Annotated in this window: 20 protein-coding genes; 10 read left to right on the forward strand and 10 right to left on the reverse strand. The window is 66.6% G+C overall.

Annotated elements, in window-relative coordinates; genetic code table 11:
• Positions 1 to 45 precede the first annotated feature (45 nt).
• Positions 46 to 618, reverse strand: coding sequence for a TIGR00730 family Rossman fold protein (locus tag F6B93_RS16945; protein WP_211696115.1), 573 nt, complete (start codon positions 616 to 618; stop codon positions 46 to 48).
• 103 nt (positions 619 to 721) lie between these two features.
• Here F6B93_RS16945 and F6B93_RS16950 point away from each other — a divergent pair, with 103 nt between their 5' ends.
• A complete protein-coding gene (locus F6B93_RS16950; RefSeq protein WP_211696116.1) occupies positions 722 to 2,962 on the forward strand; it encodes a GTPase domain-containing protein in 2,241 nt (746 codons plus the stop codon).
• Positions 2,963 to 3,018: 56 nt separating this feature from the next.
• Here F6B93_RS16950 and dapE read toward each other — a convergent pair whose 3' ends face one another.
• Positions 3,019 to 4,083, reverse strand: a complete 1,065-nt coding sequence (dapE, locus tag F6B93_RS16955) for a succinyl-diaminopimelate desuccinylase (protein ID WP_211696117.1) — start codon at positions 4,081 to 4,083, stop codon at positions 3,019 to 3,021.
• Positions 4,084 to 4,132: 49 nt separating this feature from the next.
• On the opposite strand from dapE, the gene dapD reads away from it, so the two are divergent.
• The gene (dapD, locus tag F6B93_RS16960; protein ID WP_211696118.1) at positions 4,133 to 5,086 is read left to right on the forward strand and encodes a 2,3,4,5-tetrahydropyridine-2,6-dicarboxylate N-succinyltransferase; all 954 of its coding nucleotides are present in this window, start codon (positions 4,133 to 4,135) and stop codon (positions 5,084 to 5,086) included.
• A 12-nt stretch (positions 5,087 to 5,098) separates the two neighbouring features.
• On the opposite strand, the gene F6B93_RS16965 is transcribed toward dapD, so the two are convergent.
• The 5 genes from F6B93_RS16965 to F6B93_RS16985 form a co-directional block, all read right to left on the reverse strand.
• Complete coding sequence (locus F6B93_RS16965; RefSeq protein ID WP_211696119.1) at positions 5,099 to 5,599, reverse strand: MarR family winged helix-turn-helix transcriptional regulator; 501 nt, start codon at positions 5,597 to 5,599, stop codon at positions 5,099 to 5,101.
• Positions 5,600 to 6,222: 623 nt separating this feature from the next.
• A complete protein-coding gene (locus F6B93_RS16970) occupies positions 6,223 to 7,650 on the reverse strand; it encodes an acyl-CoA synthetase (RefSeq protein ID WP_211696120.1) in 1,428 nt (475 codons plus the stop codon).
• 38 nt (positions 7,651 to 7,688) lie between these two features.
• Positions 7,689 to 8,516, reverse strand: coding sequence for an esterase/lipase family protein (locus tag F6B93_RS16975; protein WP_425518561.1), 828 nt, complete (start codon positions 8,514 to 8,516; stop codon positions 7,689 to 7,691).
• Positions 8,513 to 9,424 carry an alpha/beta fold hydrolase gene (locus F6B93_RS16980; protein ID WP_211696122.1) on the reverse strand — a complete coding sequence of 304 codons (912 nt, stop codon included), beginning with the start codon at positions 9,422 to 9,424 and terminating at the stop codon, positions 8,513 to 8,515. Before F6B93_RS16980 ends, F6B93_RS16975 begins: the two co-directional genes overlap by 4 nt.
• 51 nt (positions 9,425 to 9,475) lie before the next feature.
• Complete coding sequence (locus tag F6B93_RS16985; protein ID WP_211696123.1) at positions 9,476 to 10,957, reverse strand: aldehyde dehydrogenase family protein; 1,482 nt, start codon at positions 10,955 to 10,957, stop codon at positions 9,476 to 9,478.
• Positions 10,958 to 11,233: 276 nt separating this feature from the next.
• Here F6B93_RS16985 and F6B93_RS16990 point away from each other — a divergent pair, with 276 nt between their 5' ends.
• From F6B93_RS16990 to F6B93_RS17015, 6 genes are all read left to right on the forward strand, one after another.
• Entirely contained in the window at positions 11,234 to 11,782 is a 549-nt protein-coding gene (locus F6B93_RS16990) for an FAS1-like dehydratase domain-containing protein (RefSeq protein ID WP_343232741.1), read from the forward strand.
• 50 nt (positions 11,783 to 11,832) lie between these two features.
• Positions 11,833 to 12,297: a MaoC family dehydratase gene (locus F6B93_RS16995; protein ID WP_211696125.1), complete on the forward strand. Its 465-nt coding sequence runs from the start codon at positions 11,833 to 11,835 to the stop codon at positions 12,295 to 12,297.
• 3 nt (positions 12,298 to 12,300) lie between these two features.
• The gene (locus F6B93_RS17000; RefSeq protein WP_211696126.1) at positions 12,301 to 12,924 is read left to right on the forward strand and encodes a TetR/AcrR family transcriptional regulator; all 624 of its coding nucleotides are present in this window, start codon (positions 12,301 to 12,303) and stop codon (positions 12,922 to 12,924) included.
• 79 nt (positions 12,925 to 13,003) lie between these two features.
• The gene (locus tag F6B93_RS17005; RefSeq protein ID WP_211696127.1) at positions 13,004 to 14,575 is read left to right on the forward strand and encodes a phospholipase C; all 1,572 of its coding nucleotides are present in this window, start codon (positions 13,004 to 13,006) and stop codon (positions 14,573 to 14,575) included.
• Positions 14,576 to 14,729: 154 nt separating this feature from the next.
• Positions 14,730 to 16,262: an SLC13 family permease gene (locus F6B93_RS17010; RefSeq protein ID WP_211696128.1), complete on the forward strand. Its 1,533-nt coding sequence runs from the start codon at positions 14,730 to 14,732 to the stop codon at positions 16,260 to 16,262.
• 40 nt (positions 16,263 to 16,302) lie between these two features.
• Entirely contained in the window at positions 16,303 to 17,667 is a 1,365-nt protein-coding gene (locus F6B93_RS17015) for a glycerate kinase family protein (protein WP_211696129.1), read from the forward strand.
• 23 nt (positions 17,668 to 17,690) lie between these two features.
• Here the strand turns inward: F6B93_RS17015 and F6B93_RS17020 are convergent, their stop codons facing one another.
• Together F6B93_RS17020 and pruA are read right to left on the reverse strand one after the other, a co-directional pair.
• Entirely contained in the window at positions 17,691 to 18,659 is a 969-nt protein-coding gene (locus F6B93_RS17020) for a proline dehydrogenase family protein (RefSeq protein WP_211696130.1), read from the reverse strand.
• A complete protein-coding gene (pruA, locus tag F6B93_RS17025; RefSeq protein WP_211696131.1) occupies positions 18,659 to 20,290 on the reverse strand; it encodes an L-glutamate gamma-semialdehyde dehydrogenase in 1,632 nt (543 codons plus the stop codon). Before pruA ends, F6B93_RS17020 begins: the two co-directional genes overlap by 1 nt.
• An 83-nt stretch (positions 20,291 to 20,373) precedes the next feature.
• On the opposite strand from pruA, the gene F6B93_RS17030 reads away from it, so the two are divergent.
• Together F6B93_RS17030 and F6B93_RS17035 are read left to right on the forward strand one after the other, a co-directional pair.
• Positions 20,374 to 22,002, forward strand: a complete 1,629-nt coding sequence (locus F6B93_RS17030; RefSeq protein WP_211696132.1) for a PucR family transcriptional regulator — start codon at positions 20,374 to 20,376, stop codon at positions 22,000 to 22,002.
• Between the two features lie 81 nt (positions 22,003 to 22,083).
• Positions 22,084 to 23,595: an HNH endonuclease signature motif containing protein gene (locus F6B93_RS17035; protein ID WP_211696133.1), complete on the forward strand. Its 1,512-nt coding sequence runs from the start codon at positions 22,084 to 22,086 to the stop codon at positions 23,593 to 23,595.
• Here F6B93_RS17035 and F6B93_RS17040 read toward each other — a convergent pair.
• Complete coding sequence (locus F6B93_RS17040) at positions 23,592 to 25,343, reverse strand: PE family protein (RefSeq protein WP_211699560.1); 1,752 nt, start codon at positions 25,341 to 25,343, stop codon at positions 23,592 to 23,594. The two genes, F6B93_RS17035 and F6B93_RS17040, sit on opposite strands and share 4 nt — an antisense overlap.
• Between the last annotated feature and the right edge of the window lie 144 nt (positions 25,344 to 25,487).

The following is a 25,487-nucleotide window of genomic DNA, read 5'->3' on the forward strand; positions in this document are numbered from 1 at the left end:
CTATATGGAGGTTGCCTATATGGAGGTCGCCCACATGGATCTTGCCTATGGAGCTCCGGCTGGCGTACACGCCCGAAGCGCATCACCGACGTTGTCGACGATGACCAGCCGCTCTAGGGCCGCATGGGAGACGTAGCCGGTATCGAGCAATCCCAGCAGCCATGTTCGCAGTCCGTCGAAATGCCCCCAGGGATCCAACACGACGATGGGTTTGTCGTGCACGCCCAGGTAACCCTCGGTCCACACGTCCAAGAGCTCGTCCAGGGTGCCGATACCACCAGGCAGCGCGATGAACGCGTCGGAGCGATCCTCCATGATCCGTTTGCGCTCCCACATCGTGTCGGTGACGATCAGCTCATCGGCATCGTGGTCGGCCAGCTCGCGGTACACCAGCATCTTGGGAATCACGCCGATGGTCCAGCCGCCCCGAGCCCGCGCAGCCGAAGCAACAGCACCCATTGCCGACACGTGGCCACCGCCCCACACCAGGTTCCAACCGTGCGCGGCGATCGCCGTGCCGACTTCGGCGGCAAGCTCCAGCAGCTCCGGATGGGTCGGCGCGGCCGCGCAGTACACCGCTACGGTCCTGTTGCGGGCTGAATCCCCTTCGGCGGGCATACACCTGAACGTAGACCAAATACCTTCGAATTCGCGGACATATTTCTCCCGTGACCCCGGCGCACGCACCGCACGCAATAAGGTCCGGCGATAAAATCCGGCCGTGCCGATTAGATGGAACGTCCCACAGCACGCGGCGGCCCTGGAGCAATTGGACGTTTCCCTTGTTTCCCCCGCGCCCACCGAGCGGGCCGAATCACAAGGTTGGCTACCGCACGCTGGGGGACCCCGACACGGCCGGCCACCGTCGCCGGGGGCCGTCGTACTTGGACCCGACGGCGTTGGCAAGTCCACCCTGGCCCGACTGGCCGGCGAACACTTCGTCCAGCGCAACCCGAGCACGCTCACGCGTTGGGTCACCGGCACCCCGACCGAGCGCGTGGTCCCGTTCGGTGCCTTCAGCCACTTGGTCGATATCGCCGACATCGGCAAACCGGCTGCACTATTGCGCGCCGCTCGGGCATCGCTGAGCCGGGACGCTCGGCAGGGCGATCTGCTGCTCATCGTCGACGATGCCCACCAACTCGACATCCTGTCCGCCACACTGGTTTATCAGCTGGCCCTGGCCGGTACGGCCCGGATGATCGTCACCGCCCAAGGCCCAGACTTTGGGGCCACACCTGAGGCTATCGCCGCGCTGTGGACCGACGGCCGACTGGCGCGCATTGACATCAAACCGCCCGGCGGGACGACCAAACAGTCCGAACCAGCTGATGTCGACGAGTTCATCGCCGAGCTCCCCGGTCCCGCGCGTGCCGTCCTGGACTATCTCGCCGTACAAGAGCCGTTGCCGCTCGCTGATCTCACGGTCCTGGCCGGCGAGGGCGCCGTCAACGATGCGCAGGATTGGGGTGCCGCGGAAACCCGGGTCCGTGGCGGACGGGCGAACGACCCCGTGGTGTACACAGCGCACCCGTTGTTTGCCGAACGTGCGCTGGCCGCCCTCGGCGACGCGGGGGCGCGGCGACGGCGCACCGAGCTGGTCGCCGTGCTGTCACAGCATTCGACCGACCACCTCAGCGACCGGCTGCGGCTGGCATCGTTGGCATTGGACAGCGACGCCCCACAACCGGTGGCCGAGGTCGCCGAGGCGGCCGAGCAGGCTCTGCGGCTCGGCGACCTGGTACTCGCGGAGCGGTTGGCCAGCTCGGCGCTGGAGCGCGCTGGCGGTCTGCCGGCGCGGCTGCCGCTGGCAAACGCATTGACCCGGCAGGGACGTGGCCGTGAAGCCGACGCACTGCTGGCCGTAGTCGACGCCGCCGCGCTATCCGAATCGGAGCTGATGTCCTGGACGCTGCTTCGGGCCGCCAATCAGTTCTTTATGCTCGGCGAACCGGAACGGGCCACCGCTTTCCTGCGGACCGTCCGCAACCGAATCACCGATCCGGGTCCGCGCCTCACCCTGGACGCGTTGGGCGCGACCTTCGCGATGAACGCGGGCAACGTCGCGAGCGCCGTCGACATCGCGCACCAGGTGCTGACGTCACCATCGGCCGGCGACTTAGCAGTGGCCTGGGCGGCGAGCGCGGCGGCGCTGTGTTCGGCCCGACAGGGCCGTTTCGAAGACGTCGAGCCGAGCGCGCAGCGTGCGCTCGACGCCGAGCATCCCGGCTTGCTGCGCTTCACGACCGGGCTAGCCCAAACCGCGACCCTTGTGATGGCGGGTCGGCTCGATGAGGCTGCCGAACTCGCTCATCAGTTCACCGACTTTGCCGAATTGCAGCAGCCGGGTCGCGCGATCGGCGAAGTGCTGCTGGCGCACGTGCTGATCGCCAAGGGTGAATTCGGTCAAGCAGCGGCCCTGCTCGGCCCGGCAGCCGCCACACTGGAACGCAGCGGCTACTCGTGGGGGCCACTGTCGTTGATCCTGCTCGCCACCGCGCTGGCGCAGCAGGGAGATATCGCCGGCGCGGGAATCGCCTTGAGCAGAGCGGAATCTCGACATGGAACGAAGTCGGCGCTGTTCACCCCGGAACTCGGTCTGGCACGCGCGTGGCGGCTGGCTTCCGTCCGCGACTCACACGGCGCCGTCGCTGCCGCGCGAAACGCGGCTCGAATGGCCGAGCGCGGTGGGCAATCGGCCGTAGCCATCCGCGCCTGGTACGAGGCCGTCCGGCTAGGAGACATCCGCGCGGCGGATCCGCTGCAGCGACTGTGTGGCGAGATCGACTGCGCCGTAGGCCGCATCGCGCTTGCCCACGCGCGGGCCTTGGCGGACGGTGACGATGAAGCGTTGCGAAAAGCGTCGAATGATCTGGCAGCGATTGGGATGCGTGCGGCAGCTGCCGATGCCAGCGCACAGGCGGAGCGGTGCAGCGGCCGCCCGCATCCAGACGGCCGCTAGCCGAGCCCCACCCGTCCCGTGCGGCCAGCCCCTGTAGTCCATCGGGCTGCAGAAGGCTACGCACTCAGGTAGCGGCGCAGTGTGGCCACGGCCTCGGTGATCGTGTCGACAGGCACGCGCTCGTCGCGACGGTGCGCCAGGTTGGGATCACCGGGCCCGTAATTGACCGCCGGAATGCCCAGGGCGGCGAATCGCGACACATCCGTCCAGCCGTATTTCGCGCGGACTTGTCCGCCGGCCGCCTCCACCAGCGCCTTGGCGGCGGGCTGCGCCAGGCCGGGTAGCGCACCCGCCGCGGCATCGGTCTGCTCGATGGCAACGTCCAGCCCAGCGAACTCGTCGTGCACGTGTTGCAGCGCCGCCGCTATCGAGCGGTCGGGGGCAAAGCGGTAATTGACGGTCACCGAAGCCACGTCCGGAACGACGTTGCCCGCCACGCCGCCGTCGACTCGCACTGCCGACAACCCCTCGCGGTACTCGCAGCCATCGATATCGACGATGCGCGCTTCGTAGGCCGCCAGCCGGTGCAGAACCGCGCTCAGCTTGTGGATTGCGTTGTCACCCAGCCAAGAACGCGCCGAATGGGCTCGCGTCCCGGTCGCCGTGACAACGACGCGCAGCGTGCCCTGGCAACCGGCTTCGATATAACCGGATGTGGGCTCGCCGAGGATGGCAACGTCGCCAATCAACCAGTCCGGGAGCTCACGCTCGATTCGGCCTAAACCGTTTGCCGCCGAATCGATCTCCTCGCAGTCGTAGAACACCAGTGTCAGGTCGTGCGCCGGTTCAGCCACGGTGGCGGCCAGATGCAGGAAAACCGCGTCGCCGGATTTCATGTCAGCTGAGCCGCAACCGTGCAGTTCGCCGTTCTCCCGACGGCTGGGCAGGTTGCCGGCTGCCGGCACCGTGTCCAGATGCCCGGCCAGGACCACCCGCGAGGGCCGGTTGAGCCGCGTGCGGGCCAGCACGGCATTGCCGTTGCGGATGATCTCGAACCCCGATGTCTGGGCCCGCAACGCAGCTTCCACCTCGTCGGCAATGCGCGCCTCGTGTCGCGACTCACTGGGAATGTCGACCAGTGCCGCAGTCAATTCAACGGGATCCCCGTGCAAGTCCAGCACCGCTCCAGGGTAGATCCCGGACGCACCCTTCCCCGGCGGGGGAAGTAGCGTGTCGATCGTGACTGGAGCTGCGGGCATCGGCCTGGCGACACTGGCCTCCGACGGAGCGATCCTCGACACCTGGTTTCCGGCACCGGAGCTCACGGGTTCGGGTACCGGCGCGACGTCGCGACTGGCCGCGTCCGAGGTGCCCGCCGAGCTGGCCGCATTGGTGGGCCACGACGCCGACCGCGATACCGAGACCATCGCGGTCCGCACCGTGATCGGCTCGCTGGATGATGTGGCCGCCGACGCCTACGACGGCTACCTACGGCTACACCTGTTGTCGCAGCGCCTGGTGGCGCCGCACGGGCTGAACGCCGGAGGCCTGTTCGGGGTATTGACCAACGTGGTGTGGACGAATCACGGACCCTGCGCCGTCGACGATTTCGAGGCGGTGCGAGCACGGTTGCGCCGCCGCGGCCCGGTCACGGTGTACGGCGTGGACAAGTTCCCCAGGATGGTGGACTACGTCGTTCCGACCGGGGTCCGCATCGCCGACGCAGATCGGGTGCGGCTGGGCGCTCACCTGGCGCCAGGCACCACCGTGATGCACGAGGGCTTCGTCAACTACAACGCCGGAACCCTGGGCGCGTCGATGGTCGAGGGCCGCATCTCGGCGGGCGTCGTTGTGGGCGACGGCTCCGACGTCGGAGGCGGCGCATCGATCATGGGCACCCTGTCCGGGGGTGGGACGGCGGTCATTTCCATTGGCAAGCGTTGTCTGCTGGGCGCCAACTCCGGTCTTGGCATCTCACTCGGGGACGACTGCATCGTTGAGGCCGGGCTCTACGTCACCGCCGGCACGAAAGTCACGACTCCGGACGGCACGTCGGTCAAGGCCCGTGACCTCTCCGGCAGCAGCAATCTGCTGTTCCGCCGCAATTCAGTGAACGGGGCAGTCGAGGTGGTCGCGCGCGACGGTCACGGCATCGCACTCAACGAGGACCTGCACGCCAACTAGCCGCCGGCGGTCTCACCACAGGTCCGGCGCACGGTAGAGGTTGACGGGATCGAAGCCCTCCTTCCCCCACGCCGCTTCGCCAACGGCGTCGAGCACCTTGCGCAGCTCGTCTGCGCCCGTCGGGCCGACCCGCTCGCGGATCGCTTCGTCGAGCGCGGCGGCGGCGCGCCGGCGCATCGCCACATACTCGATGGCCTTTGGTGTGAGCTTGACCACTTTCTCGCGCTGATCGGTCGTCGAGGCGGCGGTCTGCACGAAGCCGCGATCGCGCAGTTCGCCAACGAGCTTGCTGGCGGCCTGGCGACTGACATCGAACTGTCTACCCATCTGCGAAATCGTCATCGGCCCTGGTAGCGCATACAAAGCGAACACGTAGTTCATCGAAGCCCGGCGCTTGGGGAAACCCGCGGCCTCCATCTCGGTGTCCAGCCGGCGGACGTAGCTCCACCACGCCATCCGCAATGCCTGGCCGAGATCTGTCTGTGGCGAACGGAAACCGGATCCGTCAATCATGGTTGACAACATAGCGGATCGGCCCTAGCGTTCAAATTGTCAACCGCATATGACAATTTAGGTGGTGAACGGTGCTCCCGGAACCCGGCATGAAACAACCGGCCTGCCCGGTCGGTCATGTCGACAGGTCCGAGTTCTTCCGCGTCGACAACGCGGGCCTTGTTCCCGGGAACACCATCACCAACCGGAAGGGAATAGCAATGTCAAAGATCCGCACCTTGTCGGCAGGTGTTCTGTGCGCAGCTGGCTTGGCAGTAGGAGGATTACTTGTCGGACCCGCGGTAGCATCCGCCGCACCGGGCCCCGTAGCACCTCCGCCACACCCGGGGCCAATGGCTCCTGGCCACCCCGGCCCAGTAGGTCCAGTCCATCCCCCAGAGGGTCCGTACCGCCCGGGAATTGATCCGATGCGCCCGGTCCCTCCCCCCGACCACCCCATCTACCACTACGGCGATGACGTGACTCACCCGGTGTGGTCGGTCACCCACCCCGTCTGGGCGGCGGTTCCGTAAACCGGACTGACGATTCTGCCCCGGCCGTCGGCTAGTCCGGCGCCGGGGCAGAATTCTTGGTGCGGTCTGCATGGCCACTGCCACCGCCATGACCACGTGGCCGCACGCCGCTCAGCCCTCCGAGAGCAATTGCTTCTTGAGAACCTTCCCCAGCGCGTTGCGCGGTAGTGCGTCGACGACGCGCACCTCACGCGGGCGCTTGTGCACCGAGAGTTGTTGCGCGACAAAGTTGATGAGCCCATCGGTGTCAACGCTGGCAGAGCCCACGACATAGGCGACGATCCGCTGGCCCAGATCTTCGTCCGGCAGCCCGACGACGGCCACCTCCGCCACGTCCGGATGCCCGAGCAACACCGTCTCGATTTCTCCGGCACCAATCCGGTATCCGCCGGATTTGATCAAATCCACCGACTCGCGTCCCACGATGCGATGCATCCCATCGCCCTCGACCACCGCGACGTCGCCAGTTCGGTACCAGCCACCAGCGTCAAATGCCTCGGCGGTCGCCTCGGGTCTGTTCAGATAGCCCTCGAACAGCGTCGGGCCGCGAACCTGGATCTGGCCCAAGGTTTCCCCGTCGTGAGCTACCGCAGTTCCTGCCTCGTCCACCAGGCGAATATCCACTCCGGCCAGCGGCAGGCCAACCGAGCCGGGGCGACGTTCGCCATCAGCCCGGGTCGACAAGGTGATCAGCGTTTCCGAGGTCCCATAGCGTTCGATCGGCCGGTGCCCGGTGAGCTCCACGAGCTTGTCGAACACCGGTACCGGCAGTGCCGCGCTACCGGACACCAGCAGGCGTGCCGGCTTGAGCGCCTCGGCTGCGGGCGGATCTCCCACCACGCGAGACCACACCGTCGGCACCCCGAAATACAGTGTTCCCCCGCATTCCGCGGCGGCCTGAGCGTAGCCGGCCGGCGTTGGTTTCCCGGTGTGCACGAACCGATTTCCGACGCGCAGCGACCCCAACAAGCCCAGCACCAGGCCGTGGATGTGATAGAGCGGCAAACCGTGCACCAAGACGTCGTCGGCGGTCCACTGCCACGCTTGCGCCAGAGCGTCCAGATCGGCGGCGATTGCGCGTCGGCTCACTTGCACGCCCTTGGGCAGGCCGGTCGTGCCCGAGGTGTAGACCACCATCGCAACGGAGTCGGGTGACGGCTCCGGGTAGCGGTGCCACGACCGGGCATGCAGGCGCACCGGGATGTGCGGCAGCCCTGCCGCCGCGTCCTGATCGGGTTCCGGGCCCAGCCAGGCCTCGGCTCCCGAGTCAGTCAGCATGTGCTGCCGCTCGGTCACGCCGACATCGGCGGGTACCGGGACGATGGGCACGCCGGCAATCAGGCACCCGGTGATCGCCAGCACCGTCGAGGCGGTCGGCGTGGCCAGCACGGCGACGCGGTGGGCACCGGCGACCCGCTCGGCCACCGACGTTGCCGCGCCAACCAGATCACTTCGGCTCAGCGCCACGCCGTCAATGGTGACGGCGTCGGCGATGTCGGTGGCGGCGGCAGCGGCAGGATTCAGGGACGCCAACAGCACGTCAGTGAGGCTACCGCGGCACCTGCTCGACGATCGCGTTAGGCGGACCGCAGATGCGGACCGCTAGGCACATACGGTGGGTCGTCCGGGCGCGGAAACAGCGGGCGCAACAACGCGGGCGGCCGGAACGGGGTCCAGGTGCCGCGCGGTTGGGCCAGCCGGTCGGTGATGGCCCAGAGTGCCGCCGGGTGGTGACCGTAGCCGACGTGACTACTGAGCACCGCGATGTTTTCAGCGCGCGCCGATGTCGCGTCGATGCACGTCTGCCAGGCGACCATGCCGTCGTAGCGGGAATAGATCGAGGTCGCCGGCACCGGCATCGGCTCGGCTTCGCTCTCCAACGGGAACGCGTGACGCTCGGCATGCAGGTGCGTGAACCATCGGAACGTGGCGGCCGCGCGGGACTGCCCCTCATGACCGATGCGGAACGGGCTTCCCAGGGTGATCACCTGACGCACCGCGGACGGGTGACGACGCGCCAGGGTACGGGCGAAGATTCCGCCAAGACTCCAGCCGATGAGGCTGACCGGAGCGTCGTAGCGAGCGTGCAGCTCCGCAAGACGGTCGCTGATCCCGCTGACCACTTTGTGGGTCGGGCCGATGTTCAGGCCCAGCCCCCAGCCGTGTGCGCAATAGCCGAGGCTGTCCAATAGTCGCCGCAATGGCACGGTCGAACCGTCACCGGCCAATAGGCCCGGCAACACCAGCACCGGATGCCCGTCCCCGCTGGGCAGCGTGCCTCGCAGCGGCATTGTGGCAATCATCTGCCCGAACTCGATCACCGCGCGCGGTATGTCGGTGAGGTAGAGCGCCAGGTTGGGCGGCTCTACCCATTGCTCGACCGTTTCAGCGTCGGCCATGATCAGACCTCCTGCTCGTCCCAGATCTTCATCAGCGTCGCCAGGATCTCCTCGCCGCGGCCCAGTCCAGCTAGGTGGCTTTCACCCGGTAAATGATAAAGCTCGGCGTCGGGCAGCCGCGACACGACGTGCTCCCCGTGGGAGAACGGAATGATGTGGTCGTGGTCACCGTGCCACCAACGGACTGGGACCTTGACGTCCTCGAGCCGAAATCCCCAGTCGCGGGCAAATACGATGGCATCGGCGAAAGGCGCGGCCAACTGCTTGCGGCTGCCGTTGAGCAGGTCGTCGAGAAACATGGCCTTGAACTCAGGACGGGCCAGCAAGTGGCGATCAGCTTGTGGTGAGAGCAGACCATAAACATCGAGCGCCGGCGACGCGACGGGCCGGGCCGTGCGGATCAGCATGCTGGCGGCCAGCCGAAGCGGGCTGCCGCCAAGCTGTATCAACGGTGCGATCGGTACAACGAGCCGCATCGCACCACCGCTGATCGCGTCGGGGCCACGAGTTGGCGCTACGCCACCGAGTACCCCGGCCGCGATCACCCGGTCCGGCAACCCCGCGGCACAGGCCAAGGTGTAGGGACCCCCTCCGGACAGGCCGACGACGGCCATCTTGTCGATTCCCAGGGTGTCGGCGATGGTGCGGAGGTCGTCGGCGAAGGAAAAGATGGTCTCGTATTGGTGTGGCGTCGACGAGCCAATGCCGGGCCGGTCGACGCCGATCAGGCGAACGCCGTGGAGTTCTGCGAAGACCCGGGCCTCGGTGGGAATCTGCCGGCGGGCGCCGGGAGTGCCATGCAACCAGAAAACAGCTCGTCCCTGGGGTACACCGAACTCGGCGAAGCCGATCTGACGGTCTTCGCCGACAGCGATGTTTCCTTCTAGCTTTGGTCGAGCAATCGCGACGGCCATGCCGAGAGCTTTACACGAGGTGCCGCCGCGGCACACCGTTTTGGGCCAGGATCACCAGCATTGCTGGTGCTTTGGACCGGGGATTCCGATCGCTTTGGGCTCCATGTATTGGTGCAGTCCCCTGATTCCGCCGCCCTCGCGGCCGAATCCGCTCAGTTTGAAGCCGCCGAACGGTGCCCCACCTGGACCGAAGCCGTTGACCGCGATCTGGCCGGTGCGGATACGGCGGGCCACCGCGACTGCCCGGTCGACGTCAGCGCCCCAGACGGCACCGGAGAGGCCGTAGCGGGAGTTGTTGGCAATCGCGACCGCGTCGTCGTCGTCACGGTAAGGCAGCACCGCCAAGACGGGTCCGAACACTTCTTCCTGGGCAATCACCGAATCCGGGTCGACTCCGGTCAGGATTGTCGGTTCGAAGTAGAAACCGACATCCAGGCCGGCCGGCCGGCGGCCACCGGTCGCCAGCGTGGCTCCGTTGTTGACCGCCTCAGCAACATGTGTCTGTACCCGCCGCAGTTGCGCGGCGCTGATGAGTGGTCCCATCTCCACGGAAGCATCTGTGGGATCGCCGACGCGGATCGCGCGGGCGAGTGCGACCAGCCGACCAACGATCTCGTCGTGTGTGGATTCGGGTAGCAGCAGCCGGCTATGCAGGATGCAGGCCTGTCCGGCGTGCAGCGAGCAACAATCGAACAGCATCTGCTCGAGCATTTCGTCGGTGACATCCGCGTCGTCGAGAACGATGCTGGCTGACTTCCCACCGCACTCCAGCAAGATCCGCTTCATGGAGTCACCGGCGGCTCGCATGACCTCGCAGCCGACGGCCGAACTGCCGGTGAAGCTGATCATGTCGACGCGCGGATCGGTGGTCAGCAGCTTGGCGGCCTCAACCCCCGAAGGCGTGACAACGTTGACCACGCCCGGCGGGATGTCGGTGTATTCGTCGATGATCCGGGCGAGCGCTAGTCCGGCCAGCGGCGTCAACGGCGAGGGCTTGAGCACGACGGTGTTGCCCGCGGCGAGCGCATTGTTCACCTTCATGACGTTGAGACTGTGCGGGAAGTTCCACGGCGTCAGGATGGATACGACGCCGAGGGCCTCGTGCCGCAGCACCGTCGTACCGGCACCGATGCGGCTCACTGGCTCATCGTTGAGCGTCGTCGCCAGTTGCGCCGCACGCATGGACACGGGTCCAGCGCTGTCGATCTGCATGACCCGCTCGTTGGCGAGGCAGCCCCATTCCACCTGAGCAAGCGCGAAGAAATCGTCCGCGTGCTTGCTCAGGGCGTCGCCGAGCTGGGTGAGACAGCCGGCGCGCTCCTCGTGGGTCATGGCACCCCACGGTCCATCGTCGAAGGCCCGCCGGGCAGCCGCGATTGCCTCAGCGACCTGGCCGACACTCGCATCGGGAGCGGCGGCGATGACCGCCTCGGTGGCCGGGGAAATGTCGTCGTAGCGGCCGTCCTGCGGCTGGACCCACCGTCCGTCGATGTAGAGCTGATAGGTGTCGACAAGAGCGTGCGAATCAGCCATCTGCTCCCTCACCGAATTCAGGCATCTAGACACCCGGTGTACACCCACCGAACTCGGGCGTCAATCGCCAACGAGTTGAATTCCACTCAAGCTCAATGGGTTGTCGCTGGGTCGTCGCTCTATTGACAGTGGCGGGCGCCAGAGAGTAGATACAGTCTGCAAGACAGATCGCATGCTTATGTCGGATTTGCATTGCATATGTCGGATCACAGGCTCCACGCCGCGTTCCCGCTGCTCGAGCCCTACCAGCGCGACGTCATCACGAGGAGTACCGAGGTGGACACCGACCCCGCAACCGACTTTCAGGCCAAGCTACGCGCGCTCGTTGGCCAACCCACCGGATCAGGGCAGCCGTCGCTGGCACCGGATCCGGTCAACCAACCGATGATTCGACACTGGGCGCACGCGATCGACGACATGAATCCGGTCTATCTCGATCCGGAATTTGCCGCCGCGTCGCGTTTCGGTGGAATTGTGTCGCCACCGGTGATGCTGCAAACCTGGATCATGCCCGCGCCGCAGCTCGAGGGGATCGGCGACCGCGGCGGGTTCCCTGTCGAGGTCAAAGCCAGTCCAACGGCCTTCCTGGACGAAGCCGGCTACACCAGCACGGTAGCGACGAATTCGGAGTTCGAGATCGAGCGCTATCCCCGGCTTGGCGATGTCATTAGCGCGACTGCCGTCTACGAATCGGTCTCGGACGAGAAGAAGACAGCAATGGGAACTGGCTTCTTCCTCACCTGGGTCACCACCTACGTCAACCAGCACGGGGAAGTGTTGGGGCGGCAGCGATTCCGGGTGCTGCGATTCAGGCCGGAGCACTGAGGCACAGCGCGGCCGGGCACCAGAAGCGCGACAATCGGAAGGGGACACCCGTGACGAAAACCACAACCCGCACCACGACCTTGAGATGGGCCGACATTCAGGTTGGCGACGAGCTCACTCCCCTTGAGATCCCCATCACCACAACGATGATCGTGGCCGGCGCGATCGCGTCGCGGGACTTCATGCCGGTGCACCACGATCGCGACTACGCGAACAAGCAGGGTTCACCCGACCTTTTCATGAACATCCTGACGACCAATGGGTATTGTGTGCGTTTCCTCACCGACTGGGCGGGACCCGAGGCAGCGGTGAAGAATCTGTCGATTCGGCTGGGCGTGCCATGCTTTCCCGACGATCCGCTTCGTTTCACCGGCTGTGTGACCGGCAAATCCGACGGCTCGACCGAACCCGGTGGCGAGAACTTCGTCGAAATCGCCTTCCAGGGCGCCAACAGCCTCGGCAACCACGTGGCCGGCACCGCGGTTCTCAGCCTCCTCAACAGCGCCGGCGCATGAGTGATGACTTCGGCTGCCCCGTCCACTCAGGCGACGGATACCCGTGAGCTGATTGTCGCGTCGGCGTATGCGTGTTTCCGCAAGCACGGATTGCAGAAGGCGACGATCGTCGACATCGCAAGAGCCGCCAATGTGTCCCGCAGCACGGTCTACGAGTATTTCAGCGACAAAGGCGCAATCTTGGAGGCCTGCGCCGAACATGCCTCCGAGCAGTTCTACCGGGAGATGGCCAAGGCGATCGACGCCGGTCGCTCATTGGAGGAAAAACTCAGCTGGGCGGCGGTATTCGTCACCCAGGCACGCCGCGCCATTGCCTCCGAGAAGTACTTCGATGAAGACGCGATCAGCCTGCTACTGACCAAGGATGCCGGAGTGTTGCTGCGCGAATGCGTCGACTTTTTTGCGCCCTACCTTGCCGCCGCCAAACTGACCGGCGAGGTCCGTAAAGACCTCGATGTATCCGCCGCCGGCGAATGGTTTGCCCGCATATTGTTTTCGCTGTTCAGCACGCCTTCTGCGGTCCGGGACGCCGACGACCCCGCCGTCGTCGCCGAGTTCGTGCGTGCTCACGTAGTGCGTGGCTTCAGCGGCGATCGCCCACGGCCGCGGCGCGGGACCGACAGGTAGCCGCCACCGTGCGGCATGCTATCGAAATGGGTCTGCTATCAACGTGAAGCCGGCATGTGTTGTCTGTTTCCGCACCGCTATGGCGGCGCTCCTTGTCCTGGTCGCCGGTTGCGTCGCGCCGCGACCTAGCGCGCCGCGCGCGGAGCCACCCACCGCCACACCCATCCACCATCTCGTCGTGATCATTCAAGAGAATGTCTCCTTCGACCACTATTTCGGAACCTATCCGCGCGCAGCGAACATCGATGGCCAACCATTCACGGCCAGGCCGGACACGCCCGAGGTCGACGGGCTGGCTGCCGAGCTGTTAACGAGCAATCCCAATGCGGCACAACCGGTGCGCCTGGGCGGCCCGGATCAACAGGTGGTGTGCGATCAGGACCACACGTACCGCACCGAGCAATTGGCTGCTAACGGCGGTGCGATGAATCGGTTTGTCGAAAACAGCCCGGACAGGCTCTGCCCCGCGCCAATCCTCAACGCTCCGTGGCTGGTCATGGCCTACTACGACGGCAACACGGTGACCGCGCTGTGGAACTACGCGCAGCACTTCTCGATCAGCGACAACTTCTACAACACGACATTCGGCCCGTCCACTCCCGGCCATATCAGTCTTGTTTCAGGCCAAACTCATGGAATAACAGCACAATTCATGCCCGGCGGACAACCGTTCCCGCCGCATGTCGTCATCGACAGCACCGACAACGGGCAAGGCACGCTGATCGGCGATCCGCAACCGCTGAGCGACGACTGCTCCACCCGCGATCAAGTGCAGTTCAGCAGCAAGAACAAGAACATCGGCGACCTACTCAATGCAAAGGGCGTCACCTGGGGCTACTTTCAGGACGGATTCAAGCCCACCGCCCGACGGGCCGACGGCACCGCCGAGTGCGGAGCGACGCACAACGTTGGTGCGATTTTGGGCGGAACCGGAAAGACCGGTGCATTGCCGTTCGGCACCAAACCTGACTACCTTCCGCACCACGAGCCGTTCCAGTACTACGTATCGACGGCAAATCCACATCACCGACCACCGAGCGCCATCGAAAACATCGGAATCACCGACCAAGCCAATCATCAGTACGACTTGGCGGACTTTTGGGCCGCTTCCGAGGCAGGTCACATGCCATCGGTCAGCTTCCTCAAACCGCCCGCCTATCAGGACGGGCACGCCGGCTACTCGGATCCGCTCGACGAGCAGCAGTTTCTCGTTGAAACGATCAACCGGCTGCAACGGCTTCCGGACTGGCAGGACACTGCAGCCATCATCGTTTATGACGACTCCGACGGCTTCTACGACCACAAGGCGCCGCCGACGGTATCGCCGTCCACCACAGCTGAAGACGCACTGAACGCTCCGGGGGTCTGCGGTGATCCGAACGACGCGCCCGTCATCTACCAAGGGCGGTGCGGATACGGTCCACGCCTACCGCTGCTGGTGATATCGCCATTTGCCAAAGAAAATTTCGTTGATCACACCCTTGCTGACCAAACCTCGATCCTTCGGTTCATCGAAGACAACTGGGACACCGGACGCATCGGCGATCAGTCGCTCGACGAACGCGCCGGCCCGCTGGACGCGATGTTCGATTTCACCGGTCCAAAGCAACCGACGCTGCTCCTGGATCCCCACACCGGCAACCCGACCTAACGAGCCGGTCTTGCCGGGCTCATCCCCGTGACCAGGGCAGTGCAGCCCGCGCCGAGGCCAGCTGCTGGCGTTCCAAGAATCTATTCAGAATCCGGGGATCGCGTCGCCGGAACCTTGTACCCAGACAACGACGGGTACGACACAGGGGACGCACATGTTGATCACTCCGGCCACGCGAGAAGCTCTCGATCTGAGCAACGTCGAGAGCCAACCAGAAACCACCGGGGTCCGCGCTGGCATGCGATCTGCGTCGCTGTCCCGATATGCCCGTCACGCCGGTTCTCTCATGGTCGCTCTGGCCGCTTTGTCGGGGATCGTCCACTCGTGCATGTCCGGTGGCTTGAGTGTGCGGGGTGCGACCACGCTCGTGGTCTTCCTCGCCACGGTCTGGATGTGGATCGCAACACCCATCAAAGACTCTCATGTGGCCCTCGGCGCGGTGGCTGTCCTGGCGGTCGCTGGCGCCATCGATGTCGGCGATGTCACCGCGGTGGTGGGCCAGGACCTTATCTGGCTGCTGATCGGGGCCTTCATCATCGCTACCGCTGTCACGGCGACCGGGCTGCCGGCCAGATACGCCGCACGACTGCTGGCAATGGCACGCACCCCTCGCCAACTCGTGCACCTTGTCACGGCCGCGCTCATCGTCGCCACATTCGCCGTTCCGGCCACATCCGGCCGGGCAGTGTTGGCCCTGCCGGTGTTCGGGGGCCTCGCTGCCGCGCTATCAGACCGCAAGCAGCTGACACGGTGCCTGGCCATGCTGATTCCGACCGTCATCCTGTTGTCGGCCATCGCCTCCCCTATTGGCGCCGGCGCACATTTGGTGACCAACCACATCCTTGGCGAAACCGTCGGCCAAAGCATCAGCTTTCTCCAATGGCTGGCTGCGGGTCTGCCGCTGGCCGTGGTGTGGTCGCACCTTGCCGCCGAAGTCATCCTGATGCTGTTCACCAGCGCACCGGATCGACGGACTCGTCTGAGCGTGCCGGCAACCGCATTGACGTGCGACGAATCGACCACCCCAGGTGCTCGGCTCGACGGGCCGCAACGTCGGGTCGTCGGCTTGCTCGCGATGGTCATCATCGGCTGGTGCACCGGGCCGATCCACCACATCGCTGCGGCGGTCATCGCCGTCGTCGGAGCACTGATCACTGTTGCCCCGAGATTCGGGACGACATCGGTGTCGGACGCGTTGAAGGCGGTGCCCTGGTCGCTGTTGACCTTCATGGCCGCCACGCTTGCGCTGGGAACCGCCGTGACCGACAGTGGAGCCGCGGAGTGGCTGGCACGAGCTGCCTTCAGTCCGTGCAACCTCTTGGGTAGCTGGGCCACGAGCGGTTTCGTGATCATCCTGGTCGTCGTTTCGATCGGCGCCCATCTCGTCCTGCAGTCGCGATCGGCACGGTCTGCGGTGCTGATTCCCATTGTCGTCACCATCGCACCCATGGCAGGCATCGCTCCGGTTGCCGCCGCGTTCATCTCGACGGCGGCCGCAGGCTTTTGCCTGACACTGACCAGCTCGGCCAAGCCTGTCGCGATGTTCGCCGCAACTGACGACTTCCCGGGCTACACCAGCAGGGATTTGCTTCGGCTGTCTGCCGCGCTAGCGCCGCTGTCGGCAATCCTACTGGCACTTTTCGCCTTCGACGTGTGGCCGCTGCTCGGCCTGTCGCTGTACCTGTAACGACCAACCTCCAAATCGACCCGAAAACTAAGGAGTGATGATGAGCATCTACCCAGCACTACGAATCTTGGTTGCGCCCAGCGGATTCAAGGAAAGCTTGTCCGCGGAGGAGGTCGCCGACGCGATCGCCGCCGGTATCCGACGGGTGGCGCCAGCCACATCGGTGGACATCGCACCTATCCCCGACGGCGGCGAGGGAACCGCACACACCCTTGCAACAGCAACCGGTGGCGGGTTGGTTCGGGTGCCGGTCCACGGTCCGGCCGGCGGAACCGTCACAGCCCACTACGCACGCCTGGGAGGAGCAGCTTCCGGAACGGCCGTGATCGAGATGGCGGCCGCGGCAGGACTTTCCCTAGTGCCCCGCGATCGGCGCGACCCGTGCGCGACGACCACCTACGGCGTGGGACAACTCATTGCCGCGGCCCTTGACGACGGCGCAGACCGGATCATCGTCGGTTGCGGCGACTCCGGCACGTGCGACGGTGGCGCCGGCGCGCTGCAAGCACTCGGTGCGCGGGTGCTGGACTCCGCCGGCCGTGATCTTCCGCTGGGCGGGCGCCATCTCGCGCGGGCCGCCTCACTTGATCTCAGCGGATTGCATCGCGGGCTCGCCGGCGTCGACATTGTGCTGGCCTGCAATCCCAACAACGTGCTGTGCGGCGAAAAAGGCGTCGCGCCGGTCTTCGCCAGGCAAAAAGGCGCCAGCGACGAAGACGTCGAAGTGCTGTCGCAGGCGCTGGAAAACTGGGCAACGATTCTCAAGCGCGACGGCTACCGAGTCGCCGACATCCGCACCGGGATGGGGACGGGCGCATCGGGCGGATTGGGCGCAGGACTTGCTGCCGGCGTCGGCGCTACCCTGCTCTCCCGTTTCGATGCGCTGCTTGATTCTGGGCTGTGTGGAATTGATCTCGACACCAAGATCGCCGAAGCGGACCTCGTCATCACCGCCGAAGGATCGGTCGACTTCCAGACTCCCCGGGGGAAGGTGCCAGCTGAGGTGGCGCGGCGCGCGGAACGCGCGGGGGTACCCGTGATCGCGCTCGCTGGTTCGATCGGCCCGGGGGCGCGGGCGGTTCACGATGTGGGTATCGAGGCCATTTCCTCGATCATGCCGGCGCCGATGTCGTTGGCCGACGCTGTCGCCGACGCCCAGCGGCTCTTGACGGACGCCGCTGAGCAGACGATGCGAACGATCCTCATCGGCGCATCGGTGACCACCCGCCAAAGTGCGAAGCGAGAAGGTAGCCGGTGGGAGCCAGCACGCAGAAGTGGGCCAGACCGTGCATACGGCAGGGCCGGTAACCGCGACGACCGCGCGTGCACGGTCACCGGCAGCACTCGACCGGGTGGCCGGCAGCGATCCCACAGGGTGGGCGACCCGCGGCACGCGCGTGCGTGACCGATCCGCTGGCCTGATACCGCTCAGCCGCGGCGCTCACCCAACGCCCGCAAGAAGAACCCCAGGTTGGCCGGGCGTTCGGCCAACCGTCGGACGAAGTACCCGTACCACTCGGTGCCGAACGGTACGTAGACGCGCACGTGGTTACCGGCGTCGGTCAGTCGGCGCTGTTCATCGTCGCGAACGCCGTACAGCATTTGATATTCGAAATCGGCTTCGGTGCGCCCAGATTCGTGAACCATCCGCGGCACCGCATCGATCACGGTCGGATCATGTGAGGCCACCATCGGATACCCGGTGCCGGCCATCAGGACCTGAAGGCACCGCAGATACGAGTCGGTGACGTCGGCTTCATCTCGATATGCCACCGCCGCCGGCTCGTCGTAGGCTCCTTTGCACAATCGGACGCGAGCACCAACGGCCGCCAGTTCGTGGCAGTCGCTAAGGGTGCGCCGCAGGTAGGCCTGCACAACCGTGCCGAGCCAAGGAAAGTCGACGCGAAGATCGCCCGCGATCGACAGCGTTGCGTCGGTGGTGGAGTGGTCTTCGGCGTCTACCGTGACCCATGCGCCCACGTGTTGGGCCCGCTCGCAGACGATGCGGGCGTTTTCCAGCGCGATCTTCTGTCCGTCGCGATCCACCGCCTGCCCTAACGCCGACAGCTTGAGCGAAACCTCTAGCGGAGGAACGCTGTTCGTTGCCGCCCCGGCTCGCTGACCCAGCGCGTCGAGGAGGTCGAGGTATGCCTGCACGGTGGCTGCGGCGTCGTCGGCGTCGGTGACGTTCTCACCCAGGTAGTCGATGCTTACGTAGCGGCCCGAATCCCTCAGCACCGAGATGGCATCCAGGACATCGCCGAGCGTGTCGCCCGGGACGAACCGCCGCACCACCCTACCGGTGATCGGCGATCGCTCGACGGAACGTCGCAGCCGCTCGGATCGGCTCGCCGCCAACAAGGCCGGCCGCAGCGTGTGGGCGAACAGAGCGGACATCACTCTGACGCCATGTGCGGGTAGCTGTGGTCGGTCGCTGGGACAAAAGTCTCCTTGATGCTGCGCGCGGAGGTCCAGCGCATCATGTTCATTACCGATCCGGCCTTGTCATTGGTGCCCGATCGGCGCGACCCACCGAACGGCTGCCGCCCGACCACCGCCCCAGTGGGCTTGTCATTGACATAGAAGTTTCCAGCCGCAAAACGCAACCGCTGCTGTGCGGTCAGCACTGCATCGCGGTCGTCGGCGATGACCGCGCCGGTCAGCGCGTAACGCGAACCGGTGTCGATGACATCCAGGATCTGCTCGTACTGCGCGTCGGGGTACACGTGCACCGACAGCACGGGCCCGAAGTACTCGGTTGCGAAGGACTCATCCCGCGGATCGTCGGACAGCAGGACCGTCGGATACACGAAATAACCCACGCTGTCGTCATATTCGCCGCCAGCGGCGATGGTGACGCCGGCTGCCCCCTTCGCCCGCTCGATCGCGTCGACGTTCTTGTCGAAGGCACGCCGGTCGATCAGCGCCCCGCCGAAGTTGGAGAGATCCGCGATGTCGCCGTATCGCAACTCCGAAGTCGCTTCCAGGAAGTCGTCACCCATCCGCTGCCACACCGAGTGTGCGATGAAGGCCCGCGACACCGCTGAGCATTTTTGTCCTTGGTAGTCGTAGGCGCCACGAATCAAAGCGGTGCGCAACACATCCGGATGTGCAGAGGCATGAGCGACCACAAAGTCCTTGCCCCCGGTCTCGCCGACCAGGCGCGGATAGCTCTGGTAGTGACCGATATTCGCACCCACCCGCTGCCAGAGGTGGCCGAAGGTGGCCGTAGATCCAGTGAAGTGGATGCCGGCCAGTCGAGGATCTTCCAGCGCCACGTCGGACACGGCGAAGCCATCGCCGGTGACCAGGTTGATCACCCCGGGCGGCAACCCGGCAGCCTCGAGCAGCTGCATGGTCAGGTAGGCCGCCAGCGTTTGGGTGATCGACGGCTTCCAGATGACGGTGTTGCCCATCAATGCCGGTGCGCTGGGCAGGTTGGCGGCGATCGAGGAGAAGTTGAACGGGGTGATCGCGTACACGAAACCGTCTAGCGGGCGGTAGTCGCTTCGGTTCCACTCCCCGGGGCCACTGATCGGTTGCTGTTCGAGGATCTGGCGAGCGAATGCAACGTCGAACCGCCAAAAGTCGATGAGTTCGCAAACCGCATCGATCTCAGCCTGATAAGCGGATTTGGACTGACCGAGCATGGTCGCCGCAGCGATCTTCTCCCGCCAGGGCCCCGCCAGCAGATCGGCGGCGCGCAGGAACACCGCAGCGCGTTCGTCGAACGGAAGGTGCGCCCAGGGGTTCTTCGCGGCCATGGCCGCCTCGATCGCGGCGCCGGCATCGGCGGCCACGGCGTTGGTCAGGGTGCCCAGTCTTGCCGTGTGCCGGTGCGGCTGAACGACATCCATCGATTGGCCGTCACCCATCCGATGTTTGCCGCCAATGACATGCGGGAGGTCGATCGGGTGCGCAGCCAGCCGGGCAAGCTCGGCACGCAGCCGAGTCCGCTCCGGGCATTGGGGCGCATAGGCATGGACCGGCTCGTTGGCCGGTAGCGGCACCTGAGTAATGGCGTCCATGTAGCCAGGATCCCCGCGCCGCGGGCCGGATTGCTTGTCTGATCGGACAACATGATGGGGTTGTCCTAGTAAAATCAGACAACATGAGGGTGGCTGGTGTAGGCCTGGGGCAGCTGTTGCTCGCGTTGGACGCGACAGTCGTGAGCCTGGTAGATGCGCCGCGCGGCCTGGACCTGCCGGTGTCCTCCATGGCGCTGATCGACTCCGACGATGTGCGGCTGGGCCTGACGGCGGCGGCCGGCTCGGCCGATGTCTTCTTCTTGCTCGGAGTCACAGACGACGAGGCCGTGCAGTGGCTTGACGGGCAGACCCGCGGGCGAGCGCCGGTCGCGATCTTCGCCAAACAGCCGCGGCAAGCTCTGGTGGCGAAAGCGGTCCGGGCCGGCGCAGCGGTGGTCGCCGTGGAGCCGCAAGCCCGTTGGGAGCGGCTATACCAGTTGGTGAACCACGTCTTGGAGCACCACGGCGACCGGGGCCCGGATGATTCGGGCGCCGACCTGTTTGGCCTCGCGCAGTCGCTGGCCGATCGGATTCACGGCATGGTCAGCGTCGAAGATGCCCAGTCACATGTACTCGCCTATTCGGCCTCCAACGAGGAAGCCGACGAGCTGCGTCGGCTCTCGATCCTGGGTCGCGCCGGCCCGCCCGAGCATCTGGAATGGATCGGTCAGTGGGGCATCTTCGACGCGCTGCGGGCCAGCGCCGCGGTGGTGCGCGTTGCCGCGCGCCCGGAGCTGGGTCTGCGCCCGCGCCTGGCCATCGGGATTCATCAGCCCGCGGTCGGGACGCGGCCGCCGCCGGTGTTCGCCGGCACCATCTGGGTGCAGCAGGGCTCACAGCCGTTGGCCGACGATGCCGAGGAGATGCTGCAGGGAGCTGCGGTGCTGGCCGCCCGGCTCATGGCGCGGCTGGCGGCCCAGCCGTCCACGCACGCGCGTCGAGTGCAGCAGTTGCTCGGACTGGCCGACTCAGATGTAGCCACCGCAGCGTTCGACGTATCTGCCATCGCCCGCGAGCTGGGCGTCGCACCGGACGGAAACGCCGCGCTGATCGGCTTCGCCACCGCCGATGCCGCGGATACCAGCGACACCGCGGACGTCGGGCCACGTCCCACCCGGCTGGCTGACGTCCTGGCTCTGAGCGCAAGCGCATTTCGCGGTGATGCCCAGGTAGCTGCGCGTGATTCAAGGATCTATGTCCTGCTGCCACAAACCACCTCGACCCGGTCCATCACCTCGTGGGCTCGTGGCACGATCGGCGCTCTTCGCACCGAGCTGGGAGTGGAGCTGCGAGCCGCGATCGCGGCCCCGGTTGCCGGGCTAACCCATGTCGCCACGGCCCGGGCCGAGGTGGACCGGGTGCTGGATAGCGCGCAACGCCATCCGATCTCGATCGGACAGGTGACATCGCTGGCCGAAGCCCGCACCACCGTTCTCCTTGACGAGATCGTCGCGCTGATCGGCACCGACGTTCGGCTCGTGGACCCGCGGGTGGCTGATCTGTACGCGCAGGATCCGGCGCTGGCCGACACGCTGCGCGCCTACCTGGACAGCTTTGGCGACATCGCTGCAGCGGCACACTGGTTACAGGTGCATCCCAACACTGTCCGCTATCGGGTACGGCGCATCGAGAAACTATTGGCGACCTCGCTCGCCGATCCCGAGGTGCGGCTGCTCTTTTCGCTGGGGCTGCGAGTCTGCGCCGGCCGTTGAGATTATCCACAGTGGAAAGTTTGTGCACAGCCGCCGATTTCGGCCGCGCGGACGCTGCTCCTGTCCGCTAGATTCGAAAGTATGTTCGATCGTGTTGCAGATCGGGTCGTGGTGTCGGAGATGGCTGATTCGGCCCGCGCCGAGGCCGCCGCGGCCGCACGCCGGCTAGCCGCGATCGCAGAGTTGGTCACCCGACACGCCGATGGCCCGGCCGACCGCGCGTACTGGTCATGCGACAACTGGGATGCGATTGCCGCCCAGGTCGCTGCAGCGCTCAACGTCAGCCACGGACTGGCCTCGAGCCAGATGTATCTGGCGATGGCGCTACGCGACCGACTGCCCGCTGTGGCGGCTTTGTTCGCCGAGGGCACTCTCAGCCTGCGGCTGGTCTCCGCGATCGCCTGGCACACCGCCCTGATCAAAGACCCCGGCGCTCTCCGGGAGGTGGACGCCGTCTTGGCCAGCGCCGCGCGCCAGTTCGGACCGCTGTCGCAGGCAAAGACCGCTCAGGCAATCGACGCCATCGTCGACCGCTACGACCCCGCGGCGCTGCGACGCACTCGCGCCGGCGCCCGGGGGCGCGAGGTAGTGATCGCACCGGACGACAACAACGACGGCACTGCAACGCTGTGGGGCTCACTGTTGGCCACCGACGGTGCCGTGCTGGATCGCCGGCTCGCTGAAATGGCCCACCACGTCTGCGACGCCGATCCACGCACTATCGCCCAGCGACGCGCCGACGCCCTGGGAACCTTGGCCGCTGGGGGTGTACGGCTCACTTGCGCTTGCTCGACCACCGGTTGTCCCGCTGCGGCCGACGCCGACCCGCGGGCCGCAGCGGTGATGATCCACGTAATCACCGACGCCGCAACACTAACCGCCCAACCGGACCCACACACCTCCGGCGAGGAACCTGCGCGGCCGATCACGCCAGGTACCTCCGTCCGCGAGGCGCTGGATCCCGACCCCGAAACACCCGAAACCCGGTTGCCGGCAGCATTCCTCACCAGCGGCGCCATGGTGCCCGCCTCACGGGTGGCCGAACTCATCGCCGGCGGCGCCACGATCCGCCGCGTGAATGCCTTCGCCGACGCCGGGCCAGAGCCGGGGTATCGCCCCTCGGCATCACTGCAGCGCTTCATCCGATGCCGCGATATGACGTGCCGATTCCCGGGTTGCGATCGGCCCGCGGAATCCACCGATATCGACCACACCATCCCCTACCCGTACGGGCCGACCCACCCGTCAAACCTCAAGTGCCTGTGCCGCAAACACCACTTGCTCAAGACGTTCTGGACCGGACCCGGCGGCTGGCGTGACCGCCAACACCCCGACGGCACCATCACCTGGACCTCCCCCAGCGGGCACACCTACACCACCCGACCCGGCAGTCGCTTGCTGTTTCCCAGCCTGTGCCTGCCCACCGCCCAATTGCCCCTTGCCGCAACGGCGGATCGACCGCTCGGCCATCGCGGAGCCACGATGCCGACCCGCAGCCGTACCCGGCAGCAAGACCGCGCCCACCGCATCAACGCCGAGCGTGCGCTCAACGCCGGCCGCGTCGCCGAACGCAATCAACCGCCGCCGTTCTAGGGAGTCCCGGGCGCGCCGAAGAGCAACCCACCGCTGCCACCGAGGCCGTCGGTTCCCGGCAGCTCGCCAGTGCCGCCAGACCCGCCATTGCCGCCGTTACCGACCCACTGCGCGTTGCCGCCGTTGGCGCCATCGCCGCCGTCGCCATCGGCACCGTCGCCGATGCCGCCCTGACCGGCAACCCCGCCGTTGCCGCCGGCGCCACCATTGCCGCCGCCACCGACCAGCCCGGCGCCGCCGCCAAGAGCTCCGGCCCCACCGTTGCCGCCGGCGCCGCCTGCACCGAGACTGGTTCTCCCACCGTTGCCGCCACCGCCCCCCGCACCGCCAGTCCCACCATCGCCATACAGCAGCCCACCGATCCCGCCATGAGCGCCGGCTCCACCGGCACCACCGGTGCCGCCATTACCCAAATTGCCTTCCCCGCCGTTGCCGCCGTCGCCGCCGATGCCACCGTCGCCACCGTTGCCGAAGTGCGATCCGCCGGCCCCACCAGGAGCGCCGGCCCCGCCCTTGCCGCCGTGGCCGCCGCTCTCGTCACCGGCGCCGGCCGTGCCGCCGGACCCACCGGCGCCCCCGACACCACCAGTGCCGATCAGCCCGGCGGCGCCACCATGAGCGCCATCTCCGCCAGCTCCGCCGGCACCACCGAAGCGAGTCCCAGCCTCGTCGATCGTAGCGCCGGCACCGCCGGCCCCTCCGGCCCCGCCACTGCCGTACAGCAGGCCGCCGGCGCCGCCGCGGGCGCCCGCCCCCCCGTCGCCTCCGGCCCCACTGGTGCCGCCGACGCCAGTGAAGCCGCCGACCTCACCTTGGCCGCCGTGCCCGCCGGCCCCACCGTCCCCGATCAGGCCGGCGGCCCCACCGATGCCGCCGACCCCGCCGGCTCCGCCGGTTCCACCGATCCCGTCGAAGGCCATCGCCTCGCCACCAAGTCCGCCTTCGCCGCCGAACCCGCCGGCGCCGCCCGCTCCCACGAGCATCCCGCCGGCCCCGCCCGCCCCACCGGCGCCGCCGCGGCCACCCATGCCACCATCGGGGCCACTGTCGCCGGGGGCGCCCAGCCCGCCGGCCCCACCAACCCCACCTACACCGATCAACCCGGCGGCCCCACCATTTCCGCCGGTGGCCCCGACCCCGCCGACCACGCTGCCGTTCCCGCCAACCCCACCAAAACCGCCGTTGCCGTACAGCAGGCCACCGCGACCACCCACGCCGCCGGCCGCGCCCGTGCCGCCGACCCCACCGGCCCCGCCGTTGCCGATCAATCCGGCATCCCCGCCGCTACCACCGACTTGACCGAAAGCGCCGGCCGCCCCGGACCCGCCGTTTCCATACAAGATTCCGCCGTCGCCGCCGTTACCACCCGGAGTCGTCGCGTTGGCGCCATCACCGATCAGGGGGCGCCCCAGCAGTGTTTGGGTGGGCGTATTGATGATGTCGAGCACCTGCTGCAAGGGTGACGCGCTGGCGGCCTCGGCGCCCGCATACGAGCCAGCACCGGCGGTAAGAGCCTGCACAAAGTGGTAGTGAAACGCCGCTGCCCGTGCGCTCAACGCCTGATACTCCTGGGCGTAGCTGCCGAACAACGCCGCGATCGCCACAGACACCTCATCGGCGCCCGCCGCAGGCACGCGTGCGGTTGAGGCCGCCGCGGCACCATTGGCCGCGTCCAGCGCCGAGCCAACACCCGACAGATCGCTGGCCGCCGCCAGCAGCGCCTCCGGCGCCGTCGCCATGTAGGACATCGTCGTCATCCCAAAAACCGGCCCCCGCTGTGGGCCAAGTGTATCGCGATCCCGCAAAGGCATTGTTGGGATGCTGACACTTGGCTACCGCGCCCGGACGGGAAGTGATGAAGTCAGGAGACGGACAATAGGGCGTCGGCTGCA

Origin of the sequence: Mycobacterium spongiae (assembly GCF_018278905.1) — a bacterium.
Taxonomy (GTDB): Bacteria; Actinomycetota; Actinomycetes; order Mycobacteriales; family Mycobacteriaceae; genus Mycobacterium; species Mycobacterium spongiae.

What these genes read in the sequence shown, in the direction of transcription:
- F6B93_RS17005 (WP_211696127.1), top strand. Translation starts at nt 13,004, where the DNA reads ATGGCGGCGCTCCTTGTCCTGGTCGCCGGTTGCGTCGCGCCGCGACCT.
- pruA (WP_211696131.1), bottom strand. Translation starts at nt 20,290, where the DNA reads ATGGACGCCATTACTCAGGTGCCGCTACCGGCCAACGAGCCGGTCCAT.
- F6B93_RS17035 (WP_211696133.1), top strand. Translation starts at nt 22,084, where the DNA reads ATGTTCGATCGTGTTGCAGATCGGGTCGTGGTGTCGGAGATGGCTGAT.
- F6B93_RS16945 (WP_211696115.1), bottom strand. Translation starts at nt 618, where the DNA reads ATGCCCGCCGAAGGGGATTCAGCCCGCAACAGGACCGTAGCGGTGTAC.
- F6B93_RS17015 (WP_211696129.1), top strand. Translation starts at nt 16,303, where the DNA reads ATGAGCATCTACCCAGCACTACGAATCTTGGTTGCGCCCAGCGGATTC.
- F6B93_RS17040 (WP_211699560.1), bottom strand. Translation starts at nt 25,343, where the DNA reads ATGTCCTACATGGCGACGGCGCCGGAGGCGCTGCTGGCGGCGGCCAGC.
- F6B93_RS17030 (WP_211696132.1), top strand. Translation starts at nt 20,374, where the DNA reads ATGAGGGTGGCTGGTGTAGGCCTGGGGCAGCTGTTGCTCGCGTTGGAC.
- F6B93_RS17010 (WP_211696128.1), top strand. Translation starts at nt 14,730, where the DNA reads ATGTTGATCACTCCGGCCACGCGAGAAGCTCTCGATCTGAGCAACGTC.
- F6B93_RS16985 (WP_211696123.1), bottom strand. Translation starts at nt 10,957, where the DNA reads ATGGCTGATTCGCACGCTCTTGTCGACACCTATCAGCTCTACATCGAC.
- F6B93_RS17020 (WP_211696130.1), bottom strand. Translation starts at nt 18,659, where the DNA reads ATGTCCGCTCTGTTCGCCCACACGCTGCGGCCGGCCTTGTTGGCGGCG.
- F6B93_RS17000 (WP_211696126.1), top strand. Translation starts at nt 12,301, where the DNA reads ATGACTTCGGCTGCCCCGTCCACTCAGGCGACGGATACCCGTGAGCTG.
- F6B93_RS16980 (WP_211696122.1), bottom strand. Translation starts at nt 9,424, where the DNA reads ATGGCCGTCGCGATTGCTCGACCAAAGCTAGAAGGAAACATCGCTGTC.
- F6B93_RS16965 (WP_211696119.1), bottom strand. Translation starts at nt 5,599, where the DNA reads ATGATTGACGGATCCGGTTTCCGTTCGCCACAGACAGATCTCGGCCAG.